The sequence below is a fragment of the Nocardia vinacea genome (assembly GCF_035920345.1).
GTDB lineage: Bacteria > Actinomycetota > Actinomycetes > Mycobacteriales > Mycobacteriaceae > Nocardia > Nocardia vinacea_A.
Genome location: NZ_CP109149.1, coordinates 1,379,249 through 1,401,413, shown reverse-complemented (window position 1 = coordinate 1,401,413; position 22,165 = coordinate 1,379,249). Strand labels below are relative to the sequence as shown.

General features: G+C 65.1%; 25 protein-coding genes. 7 read left to right on the top strand and 18 right to left on the bottom strand.

What is annotated here, in order from left to right:
• Nucleotides 1-12: 12 nt before the first annotated feature.
• The 4 genes from OIE68_RS06660 to OIE68_RS06645 form a co-directional block, all read right to left on the bottom strand.
• Nucleotides 13-690 (bottom strand): class I SAM-dependent methyltransferase, encoded by a 678-nt coding sequence (locus OIE68_RS06660; protein ID WP_327098496.1) that lies wholly within the window; start codon nt 688-690, stop codon nt 13-15.
• 19 nt (nt 691-709) lie between these two features.
• Nucleotides 710-952 (bottom strand): hypothetical protein, encoded by a 243-nt coding sequence (locus tag OIE68_RS06655; protein WP_327098495.1) that lies wholly within the window; start codon nt 950-952, stop codon nt 710-712.
• Nucleotides 949-2,034 (bottom strand): S-(hydroxymethyl)mycothiol dehydrogenase, encoded by a 1,086-nt coding sequence (locus OIE68_RS06650; RefSeq protein ID WP_327101599.1) that lies wholly within the window; start codon nt 2,032-2,034, stop codon nt 949-951. Before OIE68_RS06650 ends, OIE68_RS06655 begins: the two co-directional genes overlap by 4 nt.
• 244 nt (nt 2,035-2,278) lie before the next feature.
• Nucleotides 2,279-3,019 (bottom strand): glucose 1-dehydrogenase, encoded by a 741-nt coding sequence (locus OIE68_RS06645; RefSeq protein ID WP_327098494.1) that lies wholly within the window; start codon nt 3,017-3,019, stop codon nt 2,279-2,281.
• Between the two features lie 117 nt (nt 3,020-3,136).
• Here OIE68_RS06645 and OIE68_RS06640 point away from each other — a divergent pair, with 117 nt between their 5' ends.
• The 3 genes from OIE68_RS06640 (at nt 3,137) to OIE68_RS06630 (ending at nt 5,161) form a co-directional block, all read left to right on the top strand.
• Nucleotides 3,137-4,222, top strand: a complete 1,086-nt coding sequence (locus tag OIE68_RS06640; RefSeq protein ID WP_327098493.1) for a diacylglycerol kinase — start codon at nt 3,137-3,139, stop codon at nt 4,220-4,222.
• A gap of 216 nt (nt 4,223-4,438) precedes the next feature.
• Nucleotides 4,439-4,957 carry a TetR family transcriptional regulator gene (locus tag OIE68_RS06635; protein ID WP_327098492.1) on the top strand — a complete coding sequence of 173 codons (519 nt, stop codon included), beginning with the start codon at nt 4,439-4,441 and terminating at the stop codon, nt 4,955-4,957.
• 51 nt (nt 4,958-5,008) lie between these two features.
• Entirely contained in the window at nt 5,009-5,161 is a 153-nt protein-coding gene (locus tag OIE68_RS06630; protein WP_327101598.1) for a DUF1059 domain-containing protein, read from the top strand.
• A gap of 67 nt (nt 5,162-5,228) precedes the next feature.
• Here the strand turns inward: OIE68_RS06630 and OIE68_RS06625 are convergent, their stop codons facing one another.
• From OIE68_RS06625 to OIE68_RS06580, 10 genes are all read right to left on the bottom strand, one after another.
• Nucleotides 5,229-5,834, bottom strand: a complete 606-nt coding sequence (locus OIE68_RS06625) for a hypothetical protein (protein ID WP_327098491.1) — start codon at nt 5,832-5,834, stop codon at nt 5,229-5,231.
• A 47-nt stretch (nt 5,835-5,881) separates the two neighbouring features.
• On the bottom strand, nt 5,882-6,838 hold the full coding sequence (locus OIE68_RS06620; protein ID WP_327098490.1) for an MlaD family protein: 957 nt from the start codon (nt 6,836-6,838) through the stop codon (nt 5,882-5,884).
• Entirely contained in the window at nt 6,835-7,875 is a 1,041-nt protein-coding gene (locus OIE68_RS06615) for an MlaD family protein (protein ID WP_327101597.1), read from the bottom strand. The genes OIE68_RS06620 and OIE68_RS06615 overlap by 4 nt, the downstream gene beginning before the upstream one ends.
• 53 nt (nt 7,876-7,928) lie before the next feature.
• Nucleotides 7,929-9,029: an MlaD family protein gene (locus OIE68_RS06610; RefSeq protein ID WP_327098489.1), complete on the bottom strand. Its 1,101-nt coding sequence runs from the start codon at nt 9,027-9,029 to the stop codon at nt 7,929-7,931.
• A 2-nt stretch (nt 9,030-9,031) separates the two neighbouring features.
• The gene (locus tag OIE68_RS06605) at nt 9,032-10,066 is read right to left on the bottom strand and encodes an MlaD family protein (protein ID WP_327098488.1); all 1,035 of its coding nucleotides are present in this window, start codon (nt 10,064-10,066) and stop codon (nt 9,032-9,034) included.
• Nucleotides 10,054-11,058 carry an MlaD family protein gene (locus tag OIE68_RS06600; protein WP_327098487.1) on the bottom strand — a complete coding sequence of 335 codons (1,005 nt, stop codon included), beginning with the start codon at nt 11,056-11,058 and terminating at the stop codon, nt 10,054-10,056. Before OIE68_RS06600 ends, OIE68_RS06605 begins: the two co-directional genes overlap by 13 nt.
• Entirely contained in the window at nt 11,058-12,113 is a 1,056-nt protein-coding gene (locus OIE68_RS06595; protein WP_327098486.1) for a hypothetical protein, read from the bottom strand. The genes OIE68_RS06600 and OIE68_RS06595 overlap by 1 nt, the downstream gene beginning before the upstream one ends.
• A gap of 4 nt (nt 12,114-12,117) precedes the next feature.
• Nucleotides 12,118-12,981 (bottom strand): ABC transporter permease, encoded by an 864-nt coding sequence (locus OIE68_RS06590; RefSeq protein ID WP_327098485.1) that lies wholly within the window; start codon nt 12,979-12,981, stop codon nt 12,118-12,120.
• Nucleotides 12,981-13,838, bottom strand: a complete 858-nt coding sequence (locus OIE68_RS06585) for an ABC transporter permease (RefSeq protein WP_327098484.1) — start codon at nt 13,836-13,838, stop codon at nt 12,981-12,983. Before OIE68_RS06585 ends, OIE68_RS06590 begins: the two co-directional genes overlap by 1 nt.
• A 481-nt stretch (nt 13,839-14,319) precedes the next feature.
• On the bottom strand, nt 14,320-14,961 hold the full coding sequence (locus OIE68_RS06580) for a TetR/AcrR family transcriptional regulator (protein WP_327098483.1): 642 nt from the start codon (nt 14,959-14,961) through the stop codon (nt 14,320-14,322).
• Nucleotides 14,962-15,049: 88 nt separating this feature from the next.
• Here OIE68_RS06580 and OIE68_RS06575 point away from each other — a divergent pair, with 88 nt between their 5' ends.
• From OIE68_RS06575 to OIE68_RS06560, 4 genes are all read left to right on the top strand, one after another.
• Nucleotides 15,050-15,763 carry an SDR family oxidoreductase gene (locus OIE68_RS06575; protein WP_327098482.1) on the top strand — a complete coding sequence of 238 codons (714 nt, stop codon included), beginning with the start codon at nt 15,050-15,052 and terminating at the stop codon, nt 15,761-15,763.
• A gap of 80 nt (nt 15,764-15,843) precedes the next feature.
• Nucleotides 15,844-16,656, top strand: coding sequence for an oxidoreductase (locus tag OIE68_RS06570; RefSeq protein ID WP_327098481.1), 813 nt, complete (start codon nt 15,844-15,846; stop codon nt 16,654-16,656).
• 45 nt (nt 16,657-16,701) lie between these two features.
• A complete protein-coding gene (locus OIE68_RS06565) occupies nt 16,702-17,541 on the top strand; it encodes an alpha/beta hydrolase (protein ID WP_327098480.1) in 840 nt (279 codons plus the stop codon).
• 63 nt (nt 17,542-17,604) lie between these two features.
• Nucleotides 17,605-18,423 carry an enoyl-CoA hydratase/isomerase family protein gene (locus tag OIE68_RS06560; protein ID WP_327098479.1) on the top strand — a complete coding sequence of 273 codons (819 nt, stop codon included), beginning with the start codon at nt 17,605-17,607 and terminating at the stop codon, nt 18,421-18,423.
• A 128-nt stretch (nt 18,424-18,551) separates the two neighbouring features.
• Here the strand turns inward: OIE68_RS06560 and OIE68_RS06555 are convergent, their stop codons facing one another.
• The 4 genes from OIE68_RS06555 to OIE68_RS46980 form a co-directional block, all read right to left on the bottom strand.
• Nucleotides 18,552-19,580, bottom strand: coding sequence for an AraC family transcriptional regulator (locus OIE68_RS06555; protein WP_327098478.1), 1,029 nt, complete (start codon nt 19,578-19,580; stop codon nt 18,552-18,554).
• Nucleotides 19,581-19,634: 54 nt separating this feature from the next.
• Entirely contained in the window at nt 19,635-20,021 is a 387-nt protein-coding gene (locus OIE68_RS06550; RefSeq protein WP_327098477.1) for a hypothetical protein, read from the bottom strand.
• Nucleotides 20,022-20,524: 503 nt separating this feature from the next.
• The gene (locus OIE68_RS06545) at nt 20,525-21,835 is read right to left on the bottom strand and encodes a hypothetical protein (protein ID WP_327098476.1); all 1,311 of its coding nucleotides are present in this window, start codon (nt 21,833-21,835) and stop codon (nt 20,525-20,527) included.
• A complete protein-coding gene (locus tag OIE68_RS46980) occupies nt 21,832-22,086 on the bottom strand; it encodes a low temperature requirement protein A (RefSeq protein ID WP_419150684.1) in 255 nt (84 codons plus the stop codon). The genes OIE68_RS06545 and OIE68_RS46980 overlap by 4 nt, the downstream gene beginning before the upstream one ends.
• Nucleotides 22,087-22,165 lie beyond the last annotated feature (79 nt).

Genomic DNA, 22,165 nt, shown 5'->3' with positions numbered 1-22,165 from the left:
AAGTCGGTCCGGTCAGTGCCCGTTGTCCGCAACCCCCTGGTCACGGACGGCGACGCGCCGCAGGATCCGCAGCGAACCGGTCACCGAGACTTCCCGGAACTCACCGGAATCCAGAGCGCGGCGATAGATATTGAACGGAGCCCGGCCACCGTCGGCCGGGTCCGGGAAGACGTCGTGAATGGCCAGCAGGCCGCCGATCGCCACCCAATGGGCCCAGCCCTCGTAATCGCGCCGAGCGGCTTCCTCGGTGTGGCCGCCGTCGATGAACAGCAGGTGCAGCGGTGTGCGCCAGATGCGGGCGACGACCGTGGAGGAGCCGATGATGGCGACGACGGTCTCGGCGAGTCCGGCGCGCACGAGGCTGCGCCGGAAGGCCGTCACGGTGTCGAAGACGCCGGTCTCCGGATCCACCAGCGAGATGTCGTGGTACTCCCAGCCGGGCTGGTGCTCTTCGGACCCGCGGTGGTGGTCGACGGTGAAGACGGTGGCTCCGGTTTCCACGGCGGCAGCACCCAGATAGATGGCGGATTTGCCGCAGTAGGTGCCGATTTCGAGAATGGTGCCGTCACCGGTGTAGGCGCGGGCCGCGTCGTAGAGCGCGCGGCCTTCCTCGGGAGGCATGAATCCGGGGACCTGTTCGGCGAGAGCGAACAGGTCCCCGGCACGAGCGGCGAAATCGGCCTGGATCATGCGAAAACCTTTCTACGGATCACCATCCGCGGGCGATCCACTCGTCGAGGTGTGGACTCTCGGTCGCGAGATCGGTTCCCAGTCCATGCCCGGTCAGCACCACTGTGTCGGCGGCGAGCGTGAACACGCGGTCGCGCAGCGAGTCGATGATCCAGACGTTGTTCTCGACGTCCCAACTGCCGCCGTCGAGCGCGAAGGTGCCCGACGTGACAACCCTATCGATACGGACCGCGCCGACGCTGCGGACGGATACCTCGGTCACAGCACGACCACCGATCGTAGTACCCGCCCCGATTTCATGGTGTCGAAGGACTTTTCGACCTCGTCGAGAGCTATCCGCTCGGAGACGAACAGTTCCAGCGGCAACCGTCCCTGCCGGTGGAGCTCGATCAGGGTGGGGAAATCGCGCTCCGGCAGGCAGTCGCCGTACCACGAGGACTTCAAGGCTCCGCCACGGGAGAAGAAGTCGAGCAGCGGCATAGCGATCCGCATGTCCGGCGTCGGCACGCCGACCAGCACCACCGTCCCCGCGAGGTCGCGCGCGTAGAACGCCTGCTCCCAGGTCTCGGGGCGACCCACCGCGTCGATGACGACGTCGGCGCCGAAACCGTTGGTGTACTCCTGGATTCGAGCAACAGAGTCCTCGGCGGACGCGTCGACCGTATGCGTGGCGCCGAACTCTGCCGCGGCGGCCAGTTTGGCCGGGTCGCGATCGACGGCGATGATCGTCGTCGCTCCCGCCAGCACGGCCCCGGCGACGGCGGCCGCTCCGACTCCGCCGCAGCCGATGACCACGACACTGTCACCACGCCCCACCTGTCCGGTATGCAGCGCGGCTCCGAGACCGGCCATCACGCCGCAGCCGAGGAGCCCGGCGACCGCCGGGTCGATCGTGGAATCCACTCTGGTGCACTGGCCTTCGTGCACCAGCGTCTTGTCGGCGAACGCGCCGATCCCGAGCGCGGGCGTCAGGACGGTCCCGTCGCCGAGAGTCATCTTCTGCTCGGCGTTGTAGGTGTCGAAGCAGTACCAGGGGCGGCCGCGACGGCACGCGCGGCACCGCCCGCACACCGCCCGCCAGTTAAGCACCACGAAGTCGCCGACCTCTACCTCGGTGACGGAATCGCCGATCCGGTCCACGATCCCGGCCGCCTCGTGCCCGAGCAGGAACGGGAACTCGTCGTTGATGCCGCCGTCGCGGTAGGTCAGGTCCGTGTGGCATACCCCGCACGCCAGCACCCGCACGACCACATCGTGCGGCCCGGGATCCGGAATGATGATGTCGGCCAATTCGACGGGCGCACCCGCTCTCCGGGCGATGACGCCACGCACGATCTCGCTCATGGTCACCGCCCCGCCGGCAGTGTCGTGCAATCGGGTTCGCTTGGCTTCGGCGAAAGTCATCGATGCCTCCATATACGCGGTTCGATCATGGTTCGGGCCCGTCCGGCCCCGGGCCGCCTCACCGCTGCGCTCTGCGGGTGCGCGCGGGGGCATCGACGCGGGGGCCGGGCGGCTATCCGGGCGCGGATACGGCCAGGGCCGGGTGCAGGATGCCCGGAACTCAGGAGGTATGCCGCGCGGGCTCTTAAGAGGTCTTGTGCGGTACCGCTGCGACGAGACCGCCGTCCACGACGAACTCCGAGCCCGTCGCATACGAGGATTCGTCACTGGCCAGGAAGAGCACGAACGTGGCGACCTCCGACGGCTGCGCGGGCCGGCCCAGCGGAATGGTCACCAAGTCGTCGGGAATGTTCTCCGTCATCGGTGTCCGGATCAGGCCCGGATGCAGCGAGTTGACGCGAATGTTGTGGGGCGCCAACTCGAGTGCGGCCGACTTGGCCAAGCCGCGCACACCCCACTTGGAGGCAACATAGCCGTGCGCCCAGGGCGCGCCCCGTAGTCCTTCGATCGAGGAGACGTTGATGATCGACCCGCCGCCCGCGGCGACCATCGGTTCCACGACGGCTCGCATCCCGAGGAAGGTGCCGGTCAGGTTCACGTCGATTATCTGACGCCACTTATCCAGATCGAACTTCCCGAGCGGACCGCCGTTGACGATGCCGGCATTGTTCACGAGGACATCGAGCTTCCCGAACGCATGCAGCGCCTCGTTCACCGCCGTCTCCCAGTGCACCGGCTCGGTGACATCGAGATGGACGTAACGCGCTGCGTCGCCGAGTGATTCGGCGACCGCTTTACCGTCCTCGTCCAGGATGTCGCCGATGACAACCTTGGCCCCTTCGGCCACGAGCAATTCCGCGTGTGCGGCGCCCATCCCGCGCGCCCCGCCACTGATGAGTGCAACTTTGCCGTCTACACGTCCCATGGCGGCCACGCTAACATACGAACTGGAACACAATCCAGACTACTGTCCGGAAATATGACCGGACTCTGGACCAGGTCATGTTGACCAGCACTGATCCACAATTCGCGAGGAGAATCCATGCCCATCCGCGTCGCCCACGTCGGTACCGGGAATGTCGGCCGCCTTGCCCTCACCGGCCTCATCGAAAGCCCCCGCTACGAGCTGACCGGCGTATGCGTGTCGACACCCGGCAAGGTCGGGCGAGACGCCGGCGAACTCGCCGGTCTCGACATCACAACCGACATAGCGGCCGTCGGCGACATCGATGCACTGCTCGCGACCGAACCGGAGTGCGTCGTCTACTGCGCGATGGGAGACACCCGTCTGCACGAGGCGATCGAGGATTGCCGGCGGATCCTCGCGGCTGGAGTGAACGTCGTGGGCTCGGCCCCCGGATTGTTGCAATATCCGTGGCGAGTATTGCCCCAGAAGTACATAGATTCGGTTGAAGAGGCAGCGCGGCAAGGTGATTCGAGTTTGTTCATCACCGGTGTCGACCCCGGATTCGCCAACGACCTGCTGCCCTTCGCGCTGACGGGTACATGCCAGACCGTCGAGCAGGTCCGCTGCATGGAAATCGCCGACTACGCGACCTACGACGGCGTGACGGTCATGTTCGACGTCATGGGCTTCGGAAAACCTCTCGACGAAACCCCGATGCTGTTGCGGCCAGGCGTGCTGAGCTTCGCGTGGGGGCCCGCGATCCGGCAGCTCGCCACCGGGCTCGGCATCACCGTGGACACGATCACCGAACGCTACGAACGGATTCCGGCCGCGGAGGCGTTCGACATCGTCGCCGGACACATCCCCGAGGGCGGTCTGGCCGCACTGCGATTCGAACTGTGCGGCATGGTCGGCGAGCACCCGGCCATCGTCATCGAGCACATCACGCGCCTGCGCGAGGACTTGTGCCCGGATTGGCCGCAACCCGCACAGGCGGGCGGCTCGTACCGTGTCGAAATCACCGGCGAGCCGTCCTATTTCGTGGACATCTGCCCAACCAGCCGCAAGGGCGATCACAACCACGCCGCGATCGTGGCGGCAGCTGGACGCATCGTGAACGCCATTCCCGCGGTGGTCGCGGCCGCGCCCGGCATCCGTACGATGCTCGACCTCCCCCTGGTGACCGCACCCGGCGTGTTCACGACGCCGGTGCGGCAGTAGTACTCCCGATCGCCCCGCACACCTGCACATCCTCACCACGCCCTGGATGTTCTACTGCTGGCCCGCCGCGACCACAGCCGAGAAAATCCGCGACGTGCAGCGTTTCCGGCGCGACCTGCAACTCGACCGATGACGACTACGACCGCAGCGGGCGATCACCGATCCGACCAGGCAGTCCCTTGCCTTGTACATCAGATCGGACTAGCATTCGGACACATGTCCGATCAATTGTCTGTCACCGGTCAGCTGCTCGACAACTCCGAGACAGATCGGGCCGAGATACTCGACCGGCTACTCGATTCGGCTCGGACCGTCATCGCCCGAGAAGGCTTCGAGGGCCTCACCGTTCAGGTCATCGCTTGCGAAGCCGGCGTAAACGTCTCGTCCGCGCACACATACTTCGGATCCGATGCCCAATTGATCTCGGAAGTGCTATGGCGCCAACTGATCTCGGCGCCGCAAACACGGGCGATATCCGGACAAATGACGTCGAGCAGAGAGAACGATCTCAGATCCGACGCCCTCGACGTGCTTCGCCTGCGCGCGCGGACAGCGGGTGAGATACAGCGCAGAATCCGGGCCGCGCTGGGGCCGCGCCCCGACACCACGATCCTCCAGAACCTGGAGGCGATCTACACCGCCGCCCTGTTCGACGCCGCAACCGGGTACGCCGCGGATTCCTGCGGCGACCGCTCGTCCGAACAGCTCGCGCAGCGCATACTCGACCGTCGCTAGCCGTGCAGGCGTCGACCTGCACGGCACCCGAGCACGTCGGACAAGGAGATGATGGTGCAGAAGACCCGCCTCAGCTGCCCGTGCGGTGAGTACGTCCGTGGCACGGACGAGGACGACCTTGTCGAGAAGACGCGAGCCCACCTGGCCGAGAAACACCCCGAGCACGAGTACACCCGCGACGAAATCCTCTTCATCGCATACTGATTCGAACCGATCACAGCGCACACCGCAGGACAGCATCGGCAGCGGGACCCGAATCACCCGCCGACCCCTATTTCGACGGCAACGAGTTCTGCAGCCCCCCGACGTCGGTGATCTTCCAACCCGAATTGCGGTCGATGGTCAGCGAATACGTGACGGTGGTCTGGGCTCCGTCCGGCGTCTGCGCACTGCTGGAGGTCACATTGAGGTAGGCGTTGACCTTGTATATCCCGCCGGACTCGGAAGTCACGGTCGCGGACAGCGGTGACGCTTTCGATGTCCACTGCAGCGGCAGCAGGATCTGCTCGAGCTGCGGGGCGGTGGCGTCGAACTTGGCCGAGAGCTGGGGGGTCGTACCGGCCTGGAGACGGCCCAGCCAGCCCTTGACGTCGTGATAGTCGATCGTCGACGCGCCCAGCGAGTAATCCGTCGCGACCTGTTCGGCATGCCGGTCATCGGCGGCTTTCGCATCGCGGTCCGCAATGGTCGATCTGGCCGACCAGTACAGCGCCGCGAACGTCACTGCGGCGGTGGTGAGAACGCAGATCGCAGCAGTGACCAGTACCGTCGACAGTCGAATCGATACGGTGCGCGGCTGCTGGCCTGGTTCGTCGGAAACCTTTGATTCACTTGCGGTTTCGGTTCGGTCGGCGTCTTCGTCGGTGGTTGTGCTCATGTTCGGTGTCCTTCCGCCGATTCGGCGATGTCCGGCAGTTACTCCAGCTACTTGACGCCAACTCGGAAATGCACTGCGCCGTCGTCTCCTACGCCGTGTAGCGCTTGGTCGATCAACGCACTGATATCGATGGCGGGTGCTCGGCGCACCGCATCCTTCACAACAGGTTCCAAGGCCGGTCCCAGCGGTGCGATACCGGGACCGATCTTGTCCACCAGTGCCGTCAGGTTGCCGAGAAACGGGACGAGCCCGTCGCCTGTGAAATAGTCGGGCACCGGCCGGCTTTCGGACAGCGCGGCACCCGACTCCACAATCTGGTTCAGCGTCACGCCGAACTCGCCGAATTTCGGACCGGCGTCGGCGAGCGAGGGCCCGAGCCAGTCCATGTCGCCGCCCAATGCCTGCACGTCGGCGAACAACTGGCGGATGGATGCCTTGCGACTCAGGAGGGCAGCGGCGAGCAGATCGGTCGACCGTTGCAGCGTCTGCATCGCGGTATCCGTTCCCGCCAGCGCACGGTTGAAGGTATCGACCAAGCGCGCGAATGACTCGGGATGAATCTGCTTCAGCAGTTCGACCACCCTGGCGGACAGGGCCGTGATCGTCGTCGGCGTCCTGACTCGATCCGCCGCGATGACCTGCCCGTTCTCGAGATACGGTCCAGAGCCGGTCTGCGGCGCGAACTCGATGTACGGCTCGCCGAGGGCAGACAACTGCTCGATGCGGACGTCGCTGGAGACAGGGATGCGGTAGCGGTTGTCGATGCGCAACCGCACGAGTACGCCGGTGGCCTGTTTGCTCACCGACTCGGTGCGGCCGACCTGAATACCCGCCAGCAGAACCGGAGCGTTCGGACCGAGTCCACCCGAGTTGTCCATCCGCATGTCGGCGGTGATGTAGGTCCGCCTGGGGTCCAGATGCAGAACGCCGACCGTCATGTAGCCGACGCCGAGGACCAGTACCGCGGCGATCGCCGAGAGCGACACTGTCGCACGAAGATTCATCTGACCGCGCCGATCATCCGGAGGGCGTCGACGATGCGGCTGGTCTGTTCATCGGGAGACATCGTGGCGGCTCCCACCGAGGGGGCGAGCGTGACATCGACCATGTTGACCTTCGGACCTCGTTCGACAAATGGAATGATCTTGTTTTGAATGAGATCGACGAGCTGCTTCATGTTCGACGGCGAGCCGGTATCGAGAGGGTGGCTACCGAAGAGCATGGGCACCACTGCCCGGGTGGTGCCGTCGAGCGATTGCAACAAGGGAGCGAGCCACTTGGCAGCGGGGGCGAGGGGCCCCAGCGACGTCAGCACGAAGATGACGCCGATCTGGGCGTTCACCGCATCGGTGGTGTGCTGGACTCCGTAGGGGGTGAGCAGATCATCGAAGATCGGCACGTTCTGCTGCAGCCCGTCGTTCACCGTGGCCTGCAGGCCGTCGAGCAGGGCGTCGACCGAGTTCAGGTGGTCGCCCAGGTCGGACAGATCTGAACCCAGCACGCCGGCGATCCGAGCCGTGTCGGCCGGATCCCTGGGCATCACCGCGTTCATCTTGCGGACGATGCTCTGGAAATCCGAAACCGCTCCGCTGCCGATGAACGTGGACAGTCCGGCCAGGATGTCTTCGATCGACGGTGATTGTGCGGTATCCGACAGCGGGATGGTCGCGCCCGGTTCCAACTCGCCCGAGCCGGCTTTCGCCGGTTCGGTGAGCGCGATGTGCACATCTCCCAGTGGAGTCTCCTGACGCAGTTCCGCGGTGGTGCCCACCGGCAGTCGCACCGACTTCCGAATCACGATGTCGGCGATCGCGTATCCCCGGCGCGCGACTCCGCCGGGGGCGGCGGCGACCGGGTCGACGAGAGTGACCCGGGTCAGCTGACCCACCCGGACACCGTCTGCGATGACCTTGGCGCCCTGCGGAAGATTGAGCACATTGCCGAACTCGATCCGCAGAGGATAAGTCGGCCCGCCTACTCCGGACCCGGGCACGGGCAGATCGGCCGGCTGGAAGTCGCATCCGGTGGCGGTGAAAACCATAGTGACACAGGCAATTACGTGCATGCCGACGCGGCGAACCCGGTGGACTGTTCTCATCGCGCGCTCGCCGCCGCCAGGAGCGCGGGCAGGGCAGGCACCGTCACCGCACCGCCGTCGGACCTCTGGCACTGCTGCCCAGTGATCGTCTGCACGGCCGCGCAGACCCTTTCGGTATCTTGTTGGGCGAGTGCGAGTTTCGGTGGCGCGTAGCCGATCGTCAGCTTGCCCGAGGCCGGATCGATCGCGGTCGCGAATCCGGCCGCCACGGCCGGTGCCATCCGAATGAGCTCTGAGAGCGAACCGACCCCGGACGCGATCATGTGAGACAGGTCGGGGATGGCATCGAGCGCTCGCAAAGCTGGTGACCCGAACATCATGATGGCGTCGTTGCCTTGCGGCAGTAGCTCGGACAGCGCGGCGACGAGTTCGATGATGGGCGGAAACGCGATGGTGACGATGTCACCGAAGGTTTGGGGCAGCCCGGTCACGGTCGTCTGTACCTGCGGCCATCCCCCGCGGGCCCGATGCGCGAGTTCGGTGAGCGCGTCCAGGAGCTTACCGATATGGCCGATGGCGGCGTCGGGCGCGGTGAGCGCCTTGGACAGTTGCAGGACAATGCCGTTGATCTGGTCACCGGATCCCGCCGTAGCGTTGTCGAGCGCGTCCAGCCCGTCGGCGAGGGCGGTGCGCTGCGCGGGGTCTCCAGAGCCGTTCAGCCGATCGATGATGCCGGTCAGTGCCTCGAAAGTCTGCGAAAGACTCTTGGGCGTCAGGGTTTTGGTGATACATCGGTCGGCGTCCCAGCCCGGGCCGGCCGGTTCGGCGCCGATGAGAGCCAGTTTCCGGTCGGCGACCAGGGTATCGCTCACGGTCACGGCGCCCACGTCCGGCGGGAGCTTGCGGTCGGCTCGGGCCGTGAATTGCACACGGGCAGAGGCGCCGTCCGGCTGGATGTCGGTGACCCGGCCGACCGGCACACCCATGATCGTGACCGCGCTGCCCTTGTACAGCCCGATGCTGTCGGGCATTTCGGCGCAGTATCCGCGCATCTGCGGGCTCGGCTTGCTCAGCTTCAGCCCGAACGCGGCGGCCAGCACGAGGGTGATGACCACGGCGGCCGACATCAGCCCTCTCGATCCGAGAATTCTCTTCACTTTCAGCACCCCCCTCCGGGAACGGGCACACATACCGCCGGCAGCGGGATCGTGACGGCGGACTGGTCGACGGTCACCCCGCCGCCGGCCGACATGAGCGGAAGCAGGCGCTGTTCCAAGCCGCGCAGGGAATCGATGAGCGCGCCCAAGCGGCTCCCGAGTTCTTGCAGCTTGGGAATCGCGTCGGCGAGCGGCTGGGCTCGATGTTTCAACGACTCGTCCCACGCCCGTCCCAGCGGAGTCAGATCGTGCAGGACGGTCGCCAGATCGTTCAGGGCCTGGGCTACCTGTACCTTATTGTTCTGGACGATCGTCTCGAGGGTGCCCAGCGTCGTCAGCAGTTTCGCCAGCACATCGGAGTTCTCGTTCAAGGCCGTCAGATACTCGTCGGCGATGGACAAGGTGCGGGAGATGTCCGCGTTCTGCTTGTCCAGCATTCCGACCAGGTGACCGGCCGCCTGCACGGCTGCGCGAAGGGCATCCGGGCTGTTGCCGACCGATTGCGCAACCGCGGCCAGATCCTGTCGCAATATGTCCCCGTCGATCTTCTGGACCGGTTGAACGGCATCCTGGAACGCCTGAGTAAGGTTGTACGGGAGCATGACTCGCTCCTGCGGTATCACCGCAGCTCCCAGCGGTTTCGTTCCCGCAGGCTCGACTGCCACATAGTTGCCGCCTACCACGGTCAGCATGCGGATGTCGAGTGTGGTCTGATCTCCGATGAATGCCTGTTTCGCGACGGTGAACTCCATCCGGACCCGATCCGACAGCAGGGTCAGCGATTTCACTTTTCCGACCGGAATCCCGGCGATGCGGACGTCGTCACCGGACCGGACGGCTCCGGCCTGCGCCAGGTCCGCCGAATACGTTCGTTCCGGGGAAGTTCCAATCACGTAGACCGTACCGATGGCGATGATCAGCAACACGGCGGCGCCTATCCCCGCGATCCCCCACCGAAGATCGTTGGCGGGCAAGCGTTCCGCGGCACGTTCTCGGCGGCGATCGGCGAATCGCCGCCGGAGTGTCACTTGTGACATAGGACGATCCTCTGTCCGGCGATCAGCATTCGAAGGGGTTCGGGTGCGGCTGCGGCACCGTGCGAGCAGGTGAGTTCGGCCCCCGGCCCGGTTTGCGGAACGGCTGCCGTCATCTCCTGGATCAGGCCGGGCAGGCGGTCGAAGACGTTCACGGCCTCCTGCGGGTCGGGGAATGCCTGCTTCAGCACGGCGTCCAGATCCTTGTCGCGGTCACCGGTGACGCCCAGCACGGTCAGCATGCTCCGAAGCGGTTGCAGCACAGGCGGAATCTCGATCGAGAAGCTGACGAGTCCGGGCAACTGGTCGCTGATGGTGATGAACAGATCGGTCAGATTCGTCAGCAGTTTCATGGCGTTGCCGGACTTGCCGCCGAGGTGATCAGAGATCTGGGAGAGATTGCCCACCAGCGTCGACAGCACCGCCTGGCGATCGGAGGCGTAGTGGCTCAATTTCTCGATGGCGCCCAGCGCCGGCCCCAGCCCGGTGCCGTCACCCTGGATGACCGCGAGCATGCTGGTGGCGAACTGATTGAGATCATCAGGCGACAGCTGCGCCAGGACCGGCTGCAGGCCCTTGAACAAGGTCGTGATGTCGAAGGGCGGCACCGTCTCGGACGTGCCGAAGACCGATTCCGAGTCGCGCCGCGCGCCCGGCTGGTCGGGCTGCTGGATCTCGAGATACCGGAACCCGGTGAGGTTCTGGTATCGGATCGCGACCTTGCTGTTGGCGAACAGCGGATGGTCGCGGGTGACGGTGAAGCGTACCCGCGCGAGCGTGCCGTCCAGACTGACGTCTCGCACCTTGCCGACTTGTACCCCGTACAGGCGCACGTCATCACCGAGGCGCAATCCGTTCGCGTCGGTGAACATCGCTGTGTAGGTGTCGGTTTCGCCGCTGACGGGTCGCTCGACCAAGCGGAACACACCCGCCAGCACCACACCCATCAGGAGTATCGCCACGGCGACGCGCAGTAGCAGGGAACGCGTGGTCATCAGCGCTCCCCCGTGGCGGGACGCTGCGCCAGCATGGCCGACAGTGGTGCGGCCAGGCCGGGCACCACATCCAATTCGACCGCGGCGTCGAGCACCGGCCCCTCCGGTGTGTCGTGAAATGCCGCGCTGACCCGCGCGAGCAGTTCGCTCAACTGCTGCGCGGACCGGTCCGGCGTGCTCACCGAGGCGGACAGTTGGTCGAGAATCGTTGTGCCGATGGGTAACAGCCCGGAAAAGTACTGTCGCGAGGTACCGAGCAGGGTCGTGGCGGTCGGCAGCAGGTCCGTCCGGACCCTCGTGAACATCTCGCTGAATCGCGCGAGGCGCTCCGGAGACTCCAGATACTTGTTCGTGTAGGTCGCCTCCAGCACGGCCAATCCACCCGTCAACATCGGCGGGAGTCCGACCAATGCCGAGCCGAACCGATCGAACAGCAGCGACGGCGGCAGTTGCTGGGTCTCGGCGAACGAACGCGCGGTCACGCCGATGGCCTGCAACAGCGGAGTGAACGCATTGAGGTCCCGTGACACCTTGCTCAGCAACTCGACGAGTTCAGGCGTGAGCACGTCGCCGGTGAGCCTGCCCGTCGACTTCAGCAGGGCCGCGAGGGTGGCATCCCGGACCCGATCGGTGTCGCGGGTCAGATCGACCGTCGATCTGTTGGCCAGCGCCGCGCCGCCCTGGTTGGAGTGCAGTTCGATGGCACTGATTCCGAACAGGTTTCCCGGCGCATAGTCGACGGTCACCGCATCGGTGAGGCCGAAGAGCTGGGATCCGTTCAGGCTCAGTTCGATTCGCTGTCGGCCGGGCGCGGTGGAGTCGATAGTGGCGACCGCTCCGACGCGCACGCCGTCGAGTCGCACATCCGTCCCCGGCCCGACGCCCTCGCCTACCCGGCCGACCAGCAGCGCGACGCGAATCTCGTCCGCCGGCTCGGCGTCCGGCCACACCCGCCAGCCGATGGCGGTCAGGACTGTCAGCACAATGGCGCAGGCACCGAGTATGCGGGCGCGGCGGGGTCCGACTTCCGTTCCGGGCAGAGCATAAGCAGGCATGACCTCACCCGGTGAAGGAGATGGGAGATTGGAATCCCCAGAGCACGATGGTGGCGAACATGTCGAGGGCGATGATCGACACCAGGCTGGCCCGGATGGCGCGCCCCGAGCCGATGCCGACCCCCTCGGGCCCACCCGTGGCGAAAAACCCCTGGTAGCAATGGATCAGCACGACGGCGACCGCGAACACCATCACCTTGATCGTCGCGGCGATCACGTCCCAGCCCAGTACGAACTGATCGAAATAGTGGTTGTAGGTTCCCGACGGCGTGCCGTGGATGGTGGTCACGATCAGCTCGCACGAGAAATAGCTGAGTATCAGCGCGACGACGAACGCCGGTGCGACAGCGACGATTCCGGCGATGACCCGGGTCGTCACGACGAACGGCACCGATCGGATGCCGAGCGACTCGAGTGCGTCGATTTCCTCGGAGATCCGCATGGACCCGATCTCCGCAGTCATCCGGCACCCGGCCTGCGCCGCGAATCCGACGCCCGCTGCGATCGGCGCCAGTTCACGCGTGACGCCGAACGCTGAGATGAGACCACTGAGCTGACCGAGCGACAGCAGATTCAGGGCGCTGAATGCCTCGATACCGATGGACGCGCCCATCGCGGCGCCCAGCAACAGCATGAGGGGGACCACGCCGCCACCGATGATGACCGAGCCGCGCCCCCACGTCATATCCGTGATGACCGCAACCGTCTGGCGCCGGTAGTGCATCAGCGTGTAGGGCAGCGACGACAGCACCTGCCAGCCGAATCCGATCACGAACCCGATCGACTCGACCGGGCGCAGCGGATGAACCCGGCGCTGCAACCGGCCCACCCACCGCAGCCCTGCGGGGAAGTACGGACTCGCCGTCATCACGCCATCCTTACCGGGAAGAACATCGTGACCACCTGAGTGATCGCGGTGTTGAGCACGGCGACCGCCGCAACGGACATCACCACCGCGGCGTTGACGCCGTCCGCGACACCACGCGGTCCACCTTTGGCCTCCAGACCCCGCTGGCACGCGATGACGACCACCAGGAAGCCGAAGATCAACGCCTTGACCAGGGAAACCCAGATATCGATGGGCGTGGTGAAGGAACCGAACGACTGCCAGTAGCTGCCCGGCGTGACGCCGAGCGCGGATACCGCGACGGCAAAGCCCGACGCGATTCCGATGAAGATGATCAGGATATTGAGCAGCGGGGCGACCAGCATCATCGCCACGATGCGGGGAACGACCAAGCGCTGTATCGGATCCACCCCCATGACACGCATGGCGTCGACCTCCTCGCGAATAGTCCTCGCCCCGAGGTCGGCCGCGATCGCGGCGGCGCCCGCACCACCGAGCAGCATCGCGGTGGCCATCGGAGCGCCCTGCTTGATCACCCCGAGCCCACCGGCCGCTCCGATCATCGAGTCGGCGCCGAGCTGAGACACGATATTGCCGACCTGCGCGGAAACGATGACCCCGAACGGAATCGCCATCAGTACGCTCGGCAGCGCGGTGACCCTGATCAAAAACCATGCCTGCGTGAGGGTTTCGTGCACCTGGAAGCGCAGGCGCACCGCGTCCGTCACTCCGATGCGGACCGCGGCGGCGCCGATGCGCAATGCGCGACCGAGCGTGGCCAGGCTCGACAGGACGGTATCGGCGAAATTCCGGCGGAGAACCCCCGCCGCCGACATCTCGTCGACATCCGATCGAAAGGACAGATCTGCCGCCGACATCGAACCTCCTTGTCCGGCCGAGTAATCACCCCGCGAGGGTGAACTGGACGGCGGGCACCGATGCCCCCGCCGTCCCCCGCGGCCGTGCGAACCAACTCAATCTCTGCGCGGTGACGCTACCATATGACATGGACCACATTCCAGACACTATTCCAGAATTGTGCCCGTTCACTTGTCGCGGTACGCGGGACCACAGCGCGCGGCGTGGGAGAGGCCCTGGATGACAACAGCTCCCATATCTGATTGCAGTTGCAGGTCGGTCCACTGCAGCGAATGCTCATGGACCGCAACGCGATCGCGTCGGCGTGCGCGGCGGCTGCGCTGAGGAGCAGAAGCCAGGGATTATCCGCACCCCGGCGACCGCGGGCGTGGGATCGGTGGGATTCGTAGCGGTAATCGTCGAGCCGTGACGCCGGAGGTGTCACCATAGTTTTGTCAATGGGGTTCGCCGAGAGTTGGACGAACGGATCCAATGCGGGTGTTAATCCTGCGCGCCCGCGTCGGAGCCTGTCGCATTCTGGGCGAAACCATTGGGCGGCAGGGAATCACCAACACCGGCGACATCGAGGAGTGTGGTGGCGGTGGCTACGGCGAGACCGTCGAGGTCGTGGGCTTGGACGACCGATCGGGCGCTGGCCCCGTCGAAAACGAGGGTCAGTTGCCGGGCGAGCAGGACGGGGTCGGGTGCGCCGCCACGCTCGGCTTCATATTGGAAGAACGAGGTCAGACCATCCTTGTGTCGGCGAGCGACCAGACTGGCCGGGTGTTCGGGTGACTTGAGTTGGACCGCCGCCGCGACATAGGGGCATCCGCGAAAATCTTGCGCTGGTTCCAGGTATTCCAACCGTTGGAAGACGTGCAGGATCCGCTCGCGCGGCGATCGGTCGTCGTCGGCCGGCAGCAGGGCGGCCCGATAGTCGGGCGCGATGCGTTCCAGGCTAGCGGCCACCAGCTCGTCTTTGCTGTTGAACAGCTGGTACATCGAGCGCTTGGACACTCCGGCCGCTTTGCACAGCGCGTCGACGCCGATGTGGACGCCCTGTTCGTAGAACAACTGTGCGGCGGCGTCGAGCAACCGGTCGCGGGTGGAACCGGAGGCTACCGGCGGTATCGGGTCGGTCATGAATCTCAGATTAGCCTTCCCCTTGCGTTTTGGAAACCGATCTGTTTATCTTGAGGAAACAGATCGGTTTCCAAAAGGAGTTCAGTCCATGACCAGCATCAAAGATTCGGTAGCACTCGTCACCGGCGGCAGCCGCGGCATCGGCAAGGCACTAGTGGAACAGCTCTACGCACGCGGCGCGGCCAAGGTTTACGCCACCGCCCGCGACCCGCGGACCATCACCCATCCGGATGCGATCCCCCTCGCGTTGGAGCTCACCGACCCGGACGCCGCCGCGGCGCTGGCCGAGCACGCACCGGATGTGACGATCCTGATCAACAATGCCGGGACCGCGCTCGGCTCGTCGTTCCTCGACTCACCGATCACCGAGATCCGCCGCGAGTTCGACATCAACTTCTTCGGAGCGCTGCACGTCACCCGCGCCCTGGCCCCGATTCTGGAAGGCAACGGCGGCGGCCACATCCTGACCATTCACTCGGCGTTGTCCTGGATCGCGGTCCCGGGCACCGATGCTTACGCCGCGTCCAAGGCGGCACTGTGGTCGCAGACAAACGCGGTGCGCCTCGCGCTGCGCCCGCGCGGTATCGGCGTCACCGGGCTGCATGTCGGCTACGTCGACACCGATCTGACCGCAGGGGTGGACGCCCCCAAGACCTCCCCGCACAGCGTCGCGACGCAAGCTCTCGATGGTATCGAGGCCGACGCGCTGGAAGTGATCGCCGATGACCTGACGCGACAGGTCAAGGCTGGGCTCGCCGCCGACCCGGCGATCCTCTACCCCCAAGTCGTCGCGAGCAGCTAGTCGGCTCGGATGCCCGCCATCTCCGGTCGCGCACGAATCTCGTTACAGCACACCGAAACCACCACTTTTAGGAGCTCACAATGATCACATCACGCCCCGTAGCCCTGGTCACCGGCGCATCCTCCGGTATCGGAAAATCGGCCGCCCTTGCCCTGGTCGAGGCGGGATTCCAGGTAATCGGAACCGGCCGCAACACCAGCGCGTTGACCCCGCCCGACGGGGTGAGCTTCCTCGACCTCGACGTCACCAGTGACGAATCGGTCGCCACTCTCGTCGCGAAGGTGATCGCGCAGTTCGGCCGGATCGACATCCTGGTCAACAACGCCGGCATCGGGTCGGCGGGCGCGGCCGAGGAAAGCTCGGTGGAACAGGCCCGAAGTGTCTTCGATATCAACGTCTTCGGCGTCATCCGCATGACCAACGCGGTCCTGCCGCACCTGCGCGCCCAAGGCAGCGGGCGCATCGTCAATATCTCCTCCATCGTCGGGTTCATGCCGCAGCCCTATATGGCCGTCTACGCCGCCTCCAAGCATGCGATCGAGGGCTACACCGAATCACTCGACCACGAAATCCGCGAATACGGCGTCCGGGCCCTGCTCATCGAACCCGCTTGGACCAGTACCGCTTTCGACGCCAACAGTGTGCTACCCGACCAACCCTTGGACGTCTATGCCACGCACCGACTGGTCTTCGAGGAATACATGGCCGAGGCGGTCAAGAGCGGCGATGACCCCGCCCTCGTCGCCAAGGCGATAGTCGCGGCGGCCACCGACACCAAGCCGAAACTGCGCTACCCCGTCGGCCAGACCGCTCGGGTCAGCACCATGCGCCGCCTCGTGCCCGCCCGCATGTTCGACCAGCAGCTCCGCAAGCTCAACCGGCTCCCCGCCTGACCCCCTCCACCACAACAGAAAGCGACGCTCGCCATGAGCACCTATATGTCGGACAGTGCCGAGAACCTGACCGTGGACGCTGCGTCCGCCACGTTCACTTATCGGCGCATCGGCCCCCGCGGTGGCATCCCCCTGATCCTGCTGAACCGTGTCCGCGCGACCATCGACTGGTGGGACCCGCAGCTACTGGACTTTCTAGCCGCCGACCATGACGTGATCGTGTTCGACGACATCGGCGTCGGCTACACCACCGGTGAACCCCGTGACTCCGTCGACGGATTCGCTGACGGCACAATCGAATTCATCGAAGCACTCGGACTGCCCCAGGTCGATCTGCTCGGCTGGACCCTGGGCGGCACCGTGGCCCAGCGGGTGGCGCTGCGGCGGCCCGACCTGGTTCGCAAGCTGGTGCTGGCGGCAAGCAATCCTGGCGGTCAGGTGCCGGGCGCATCTGCTCCGGACGAGAAGGTGTTCGCCACCATGACCAAGCCGGAGGTCACCGGCGACGACTTGGTGTACCTGTTCTTCCCCGAGACCGACACGGGCCGCACCGCCGGACACGAATACCTCGCCAGGGTCGCCGCCCGGTTGACCACCGGCGAGCCCGCCGTGTCCGAGGCAGCGGGCAAGGGCCAGATCACCGCGATCGGGAAAAACATGTCGATCCCGTTCGAGCAGGTGGTGACCGACCTGCAATGCCTCGACCGGCCGGTCCTGTACGCCACCGGCCTGCGCGACATCATGACACCGGCCGTGGTTTCCTACACCGCCGCCGAACACACCGGCAACGCCACTCTGCTCGGATACAGCGACGCCGGTCATGCCTTCCTGTTCCAGCACGCCGAAGCCTTCGCTGTCCAGGTAGCCAACTTCCTCGATGACTGAAGAACACCGCTCGAAACAGATCTCCCGCACGAATCCATCCACCTCAGCAACGGGACACACGCCATGACACAGCAGTTCAGCATCGAAACCGTGGCACCGAAGATCCGCAAAGTCACCTTTTCGAACCCACCCGTGAACGTCGTCGGCGCGGATACCGTCACCCAACTACTCGAGGTCCTCGATACGTTGAGCCGCGACGAACAAGTCCAGGTCGTCATTTTCGACAGCAGCACACCCGGATACTTCTTCAACCACGCCGATCTGGCCCAGATGACCGAACTTCTGGGGTTGAAAAATGCCGACTCGACTCCGACCTGGATCGAGCTCGTCACCCGGCTGACGAACGCGCCGTTCGTCAGCATCGCCTCCATCCGTGGCCGGACCAGGGGCGGCGGCGACGAACTCACGCTGGCCTTCGACCTACGCTATGCCAGCCGTGAACAAGCGATCTTCAGTCAGCCCGAAGTCGCGACCGGCCTGATACCCGGCGGGGGCGGCGCGGACCGTCTGCCTCGGCTGCTCGGACGAGACCGCGCGTTCGAAGCGATCTTCACCGGCCAGGACTACGACGCCGATCGGGCCGAGCGCTACGGATGGGTGACCCGAACCCTTGCCGATGCCGAACTCGACGACTTCGTGAACGGCGTGGCGACTCGCATCGCATCGTTCGACAAGGCAGCTGTCGTGGGCGCCAAGGCGCAGATCAATCGGGCAACTCTGCCGCCGGAGGCCGACCTGCGAGCATCCTGGTCGGAGCTTTCCGAAGTCACCTGGCCGGGATTCCAGGCACGGCTGCCCCAGTTCGGCACGCTTATCGGCCAGATCGGACTCGATGAGGTCGAGAAGAACCTGGGTGAATACCTCGGCATGGCAAGTCAGTAGTTCCCAGTTCCGAGACAATGACGGACGCCGTGGATAACCGTTTGCTTCAATTGAATCGGTGATCCACGGCATACCGGATTCGGTCGCGCGGTCGTTGTGGCCCAGCCAGAGCCCAGGCACCTCGTGGATCAGTTCCGTTCGTACCGCGCCGCAGTCGGTGAGCGCCCGGTCCAGCGGATGTAGGCCCGTCGGAATTCACGACCACTGCTGAATCCGACCTCACGGGCAATGGCGCCGATGGTCAGGGCCGACTCCTGCAGCAGGACGGTCGCGCATCGTTCGCGAACCCGGTCGCGCACGGCGCTGAAACTTACACCGGCAGTGGTCAATTGGCGGCGTAGCGTGCGTTCGGTGAGGTTCAGGTGGCGGGCCACGGCGGTCACTGTCAAGGGGGTGCGGGTGTGGCCCTCGAGCAGGGTCTCGACCGCAGTGATGATGTCGTCCTCGAAGGTGGGCAGGCTGATCAGTTGGCGGCAGGCGGCCGCGGCTACGCTGCGGGTCGGTTCGTGGTGGTGTGGAAGTCGGGAAGCCAGTAGGGAAGTCGGGAAGCGCATCCGGGTGGCTGCGGCATCGAATTCGATCGGGCAGCGGAAGAACTGGGTGTACTCGCGGGCGTACGCCGGTGCCGGATAGGACAACTCGACCGAGAGCGGTGATCGGTTGGCGCCGAGCATTGTTCGCACGAACGTCAATGCGGTACACAGTGCCTCTTCGAAAAGGAAGGTCGTCAGCTCCGGATCGGTTTCACGCTGACGCAGACTCAGCGCTACCTCGCCGTCGATGGTCTCGAACTCGATGTCGACCAGACTGCCGGAGGCCATGTGCAATTCGGCACCCAGTACGAGGGCGTCGGCGAGCGACGCGCACGCGCTCAGCGCGATTCCCAGCATCCCCATCGAGACCAGGACGTCGCGCTGACCGAGCCGCATACCCCAGGGAACGGGCGGAAGCGTGCGCAGGGCGCGTCGCAACACGGTGGCCGATTGATCGTAGGAGACATTGACGATGTCGGACTCGAATAGTCGCTCCGAATCCAATCCGGTTCCCGAGAACCACGACTCGACCGATGCGCCGAGGTGATGTCCTATCTCCACCACTCCGGACAACACAATGGGTGGAATGATCGCGTCAGTGAGCGCGTGGGGTCGTGTCACCATGCTGTGTACCTCGCGCCTTCGTACCGATGTGCGGATGGAACCCGAACGTTGCCGCTAGCGCCCAGCGGCGGCGAGCGCGGTGGCGCGAGCCGTGTATTGCTTGGCAAGGCGATCGAGTTTGCGCTCTAGAATGGCGGCCGACGGGTTCCCGGGAATCCGCGAAACCTCGAGGCTGTACAGCTCTGCGCCGACTTCCGCTATCCGACTGATTACCGTTCCGATGGTCTCGCCCGGTTCGACCTGAACGTCACGGTCCTGTCGGACATAGACTTCGATCCAGAAGTCGATGATCCGGATGATCCGCACCGCCCGCACCCGCGCATCGCCAGAGTGCGGGTTGTGGCCTTGTAAACAAATGTGGGCCAGCTCGCCCGCCCATCGCGCGATCGTATGTTGTTCCCGCGCAGCCGCTGTGGACTGTGCGCCGAGTACCGCGGCCAAGATTTCTCGCACGCCCGGCAGACCGAGAACCTGCGAACTTTGGTGAGATACGCGGGTACACGCCAACTCTTGGACATCGACGAGCTTCAGCCACCGGTCCCGGGAGGGCGAGGTGGGTCGTTGCATGGGCGCCTCCTGGTAGGTGCACCCGGCGTGGCGACCAGACACGGTGGATTGGATTGCCGTGTAACGGTTCTGGCGATACCGCTGTACACGCCTGCGGAGACGGGTACCGACCTCAGCGGCTGCCACTCCGGGTGCGTTTCCAGCTTTGCCGAGCGACCGTGTCCAGCAAAGCGCCGTAACTGATCCGAAAGTCGCACATTTCCGCTACATACCGTCCTGGCGGTACCCAAGTCGGACAACCCGCACGCGGCCATTTCGGTTACGCGGACGGTACGGGGTGCGGCGCGGGGTTTTTCTAGGGCAGCCCAAGCGCTTCGGACTGTAGACCGAGCAATGTCGGCCCAGGCTCACCCGCTGCCAGGCTGACATCGGCGATGTCAGCAGGCAATCGAGCGCTCCAGTCGCAGCACATCGGTTGCGGTGAACCTGTCGATGCGTGCGCCGAGGGCTCCGACTGTCGCACCGTTCACATCGCCCCTGGTATGCAACGACTTCTGGACGGTGCGCATGCTTTCGATGACGCGGGGAACGCGTTGGCTCTCGGGCAAGTCGAATACGGGTGCGAGGACCTCGTCGGCACTGTCGAGCGCGCCACGTTCGATGCGGATGATCGCTACGTCGGCTCGAGCTACTGCTTCATGGCCGTAGGAGCGTTCGTGGGCCGGGCCGGTGCAATACCCCTGCACGGCACCGAGCGCGAACAACTCGGCATTTCGGTGATCACCGAGGATTCGGTAGGTCGTACCGATGTAGCACGCCATCTTCGCGGGTCGGAAGTGCAGTACCCCACCGAACTGCGCGACCGCGTCCGCGCCGGTGAGTCCGGCCTCGAAAGCACGCAGGGCCCGCGCTATCGCCGATTCGGCGGCCTGGCGCTGGCCCGTCCGGGCCGCACACCGCGCCTCGAGGGCTGCCAGCCGGATCCGCTGATGCCCGGCGGGGGCGTACGCCGCGGCTTCTCGCGCGAAGGCCAGGGCCGACGGAAGGTTTCCGCTCCACTCGGCGATCAGCGCCTTCGTACCGATGACCCATGCTCGTAAGTCCCGGTGACCGGCTCGCTCGGCCAACGATTCGGCCGCGAGCGCGTGCTGCATGGCCACGATCGTGGCGCCGAGAATGCCGGTTATTTGAGCGAGGAGTTCGATCGCCAGCCCACCCAGAAACAACAACTCACTTGCACGTTGCGGAGGTGGTCCCGCCTGTAGTGCCGCGCGTACCCGGTCACGGACAAACGACAGCTCTGACAGCAGCGGCTGCGGCGAGCCGTGGACGAACCGCTGTGCGATCCCGGCCAATTCGTATGCCAGCGCGTCAACTGTCAGTTGGTCCGGCCGGCTATTGCCGGCCCATTCGGCGAATTCGGTAGACCTCCCGGCATCGCCGGCAAGCCCGTTGTTATCTGTTGCGCTGGTAACCACAGACGCATTCGAGCCTTGGATCGCCGGTTCGTTCACGGCATCCACCCACCCGGGGGCCCGGAACCGCTCCCGTTGTCGCTCGTCGAGACGGCTGAGCACCGTGTCCATCGCTTCCGCTGCCCGGCCGCGCAAGGGTTGAGTGGCCTTCTCCCATTTCCGGACCGCGTGCACCGAAAAGCCCGTGGTTTCGGCGAATTCCTCCTGTGTTTCGCGCAGCGCGATCCTTCTCAGCGCTTGGACCTCGGGTCCGGTCCACTCCTTGACAATCATTGCGGCCTATACGGTCGATGAGCTATAGCAGCCCTATTCAACAGCGCCCGAAGCACCTGGTCAATCGATCTAAATGATGATCTCCAGGTCATAACGGCCCGCAACAGGTTGATCGCCGTGGTCTCGTGCGCGGCCATGTCGGTGACCATGGTGAACGCGAAAACGATCACCAAATCGAAGAACAGCTCGAGATGAGTAACCGAGGCGTCCTCGGCGATAGTCGTGACACGGAATCGCTGTGCACCGGGCATAGGGCCATCTATGCAGGCACGACCGGTTGGCCCTCCTGAGCGACGGCGTGGAACCGATTCGGTGATCCGCCCCTCCCGA

Bases quoted from the DNA above. Each gene is read 5' to 3' on its own strand.
- OIE68_RS06660 (WP_327098496.1), bottom strand. From the start codon at position 690: ATGATCCAGGCCGATTTCGCCGCTCGTGCCGGGGACCTGTTCGCTCTC.
- OIE68_RS06650 (WP_327101599.1), bottom strand. From the start codon at position 2,034: ATGAGCGAGATCGTGCGTGGCGTCATCGCCCGGAGAGCGGGTGCGCCC.
- OIE68_RS06645 (WP_327098494.1), bottom strand. From the start codon at position 3,019: ATGGGACGTGTAGACGGCAAAGTTGCACTCATCAGTGGCGGGGCGCGC.
- OIE68_RS06640 (WP_327098493.1), top strand. From the start codon at position 3,137: ATGCCCATCCGCGTCGCCCACGTCGGTACCGGGAATGTCGGCCGCCTT.
- OIE68_RS06635 (WP_327098492.1), top strand. From the start codon at position 4,439: ATGTCCGATCAATTGTCTGTCACCGGTCAGCTGCTCGACAACTCCGAG.
- OIE68_RS06630 (WP_327101598.1), top strand. From the start codon at position 5,009: ATGGTGCAGAAGACCCGCCTCAGCTGCCCGTGCGGTGAGTACGTCCGT.
- OIE68_RS06625 (WP_327098491.1), bottom strand. From the start codon at position 5,834: ATGAGCACAACCACCGACGAAGACGCCGACCGAACCGAAACCGCAAGT.
- OIE68_RS06620 (WP_327098490.1), bottom strand. From the start codon at position 6,838: ATGAATCTTCGTGCGACAGTGTCGCTCTCGGCGATCGCCGCGGTACTG.
- OIE68_RS06615 (WP_327101597.1), bottom strand. From the start codon at position 7,875: ATGGTTTTCACCGCCACCGGATGCGACTTCCAGCCGGCCGATCTGCCC.
- OIE68_RS06605 (WP_327098488.1), bottom strand. From the start codon at position 10,066: ATGTCACAAGTGACACTCCGGCGGCGATTCGCCGATCGCCGCCGAGAA.
- OIE68_RS06600 (WP_327098487.1), bottom strand. From the start codon at position 11,058: ATGACCACGCGTTCCCTGCTACTGCGCGTCGCCGTGGCGATACTCCTG.
- OIE68_RS06595 (WP_327098486.1), bottom strand. From the start codon at position 12,113: ATGCCTGCTTATGCTCTGCCCGGAACGGAAGTCGGACCCCGCCGCGCC.
- OIE68_RS06590 (WP_327098485.1), bottom strand. From the start codon at position 12,981: ATGACGGCGAGTCCGTACTTCCCCGCAGGGCTGCGGTGGGTGGGCCGG.
- OIE68_RS06585 (WP_327098484.1), bottom strand. From the start codon at position 13,838: ATGTCGGCGGCAGATCTGTCCTTTCGATCGGATGTCGACGAGATGTCG.
- OIE68_RS06580 (WP_327098483.1), bottom strand. From the start codon at position 14,961: ATGACCGACCCGATACCGCCGGTAGCCTCCGGTTCCACCCGCGACCGG.
- OIE68_RS06575 (WP_327098482.1), top strand. From the start codon at position 15,050: ATGACCAGCATCAAAGATTCGGTAGCACTCGTCACCGGCGGCAGCCGC.
- OIE68_RS06570 (WP_327098481.1), top strand. From the start codon at position 15,844: ATGATCACATCACGCCCCGTAGCCCTGGTCACCGGCGCATCCTCCGGT.
- OIE68_RS06565 (WP_327098480.1), top strand. From the start codon at position 16,702: ATGTCGGACAGTGCCGAGAACCTGACCGTGGACGCTGCGTCCGCCACG.
- OIE68_RS06560 (WP_327098479.1), top strand. From the start codon at position 17,605: ATGACACAGCAGTTCAGCATCGAAACCGTGGCACCGAAGATCCGCAAA.
- OIE68_RS06555 (WP_327098478.1), bottom strand. From the start codon at position 19,580: ATGGTGACACGACCCCACGCGCTCACTGACGCGATCATTCCACCCATT.
- OIE68_RS06545 (WP_327098476.1), bottom strand. From the start codon at position 21,835: ATGATTGTCAAGGAGTGGACCGGACCCGAGGTCCAAGCGCTGAGAAGG.
- OIE68_RS46980 (WP_419150684.1), bottom strand. From the start codon at position 22,086: ATGCCCGGTGCACAGCGATTCCGTGTCACGACTATCGCCGAGGACGCC.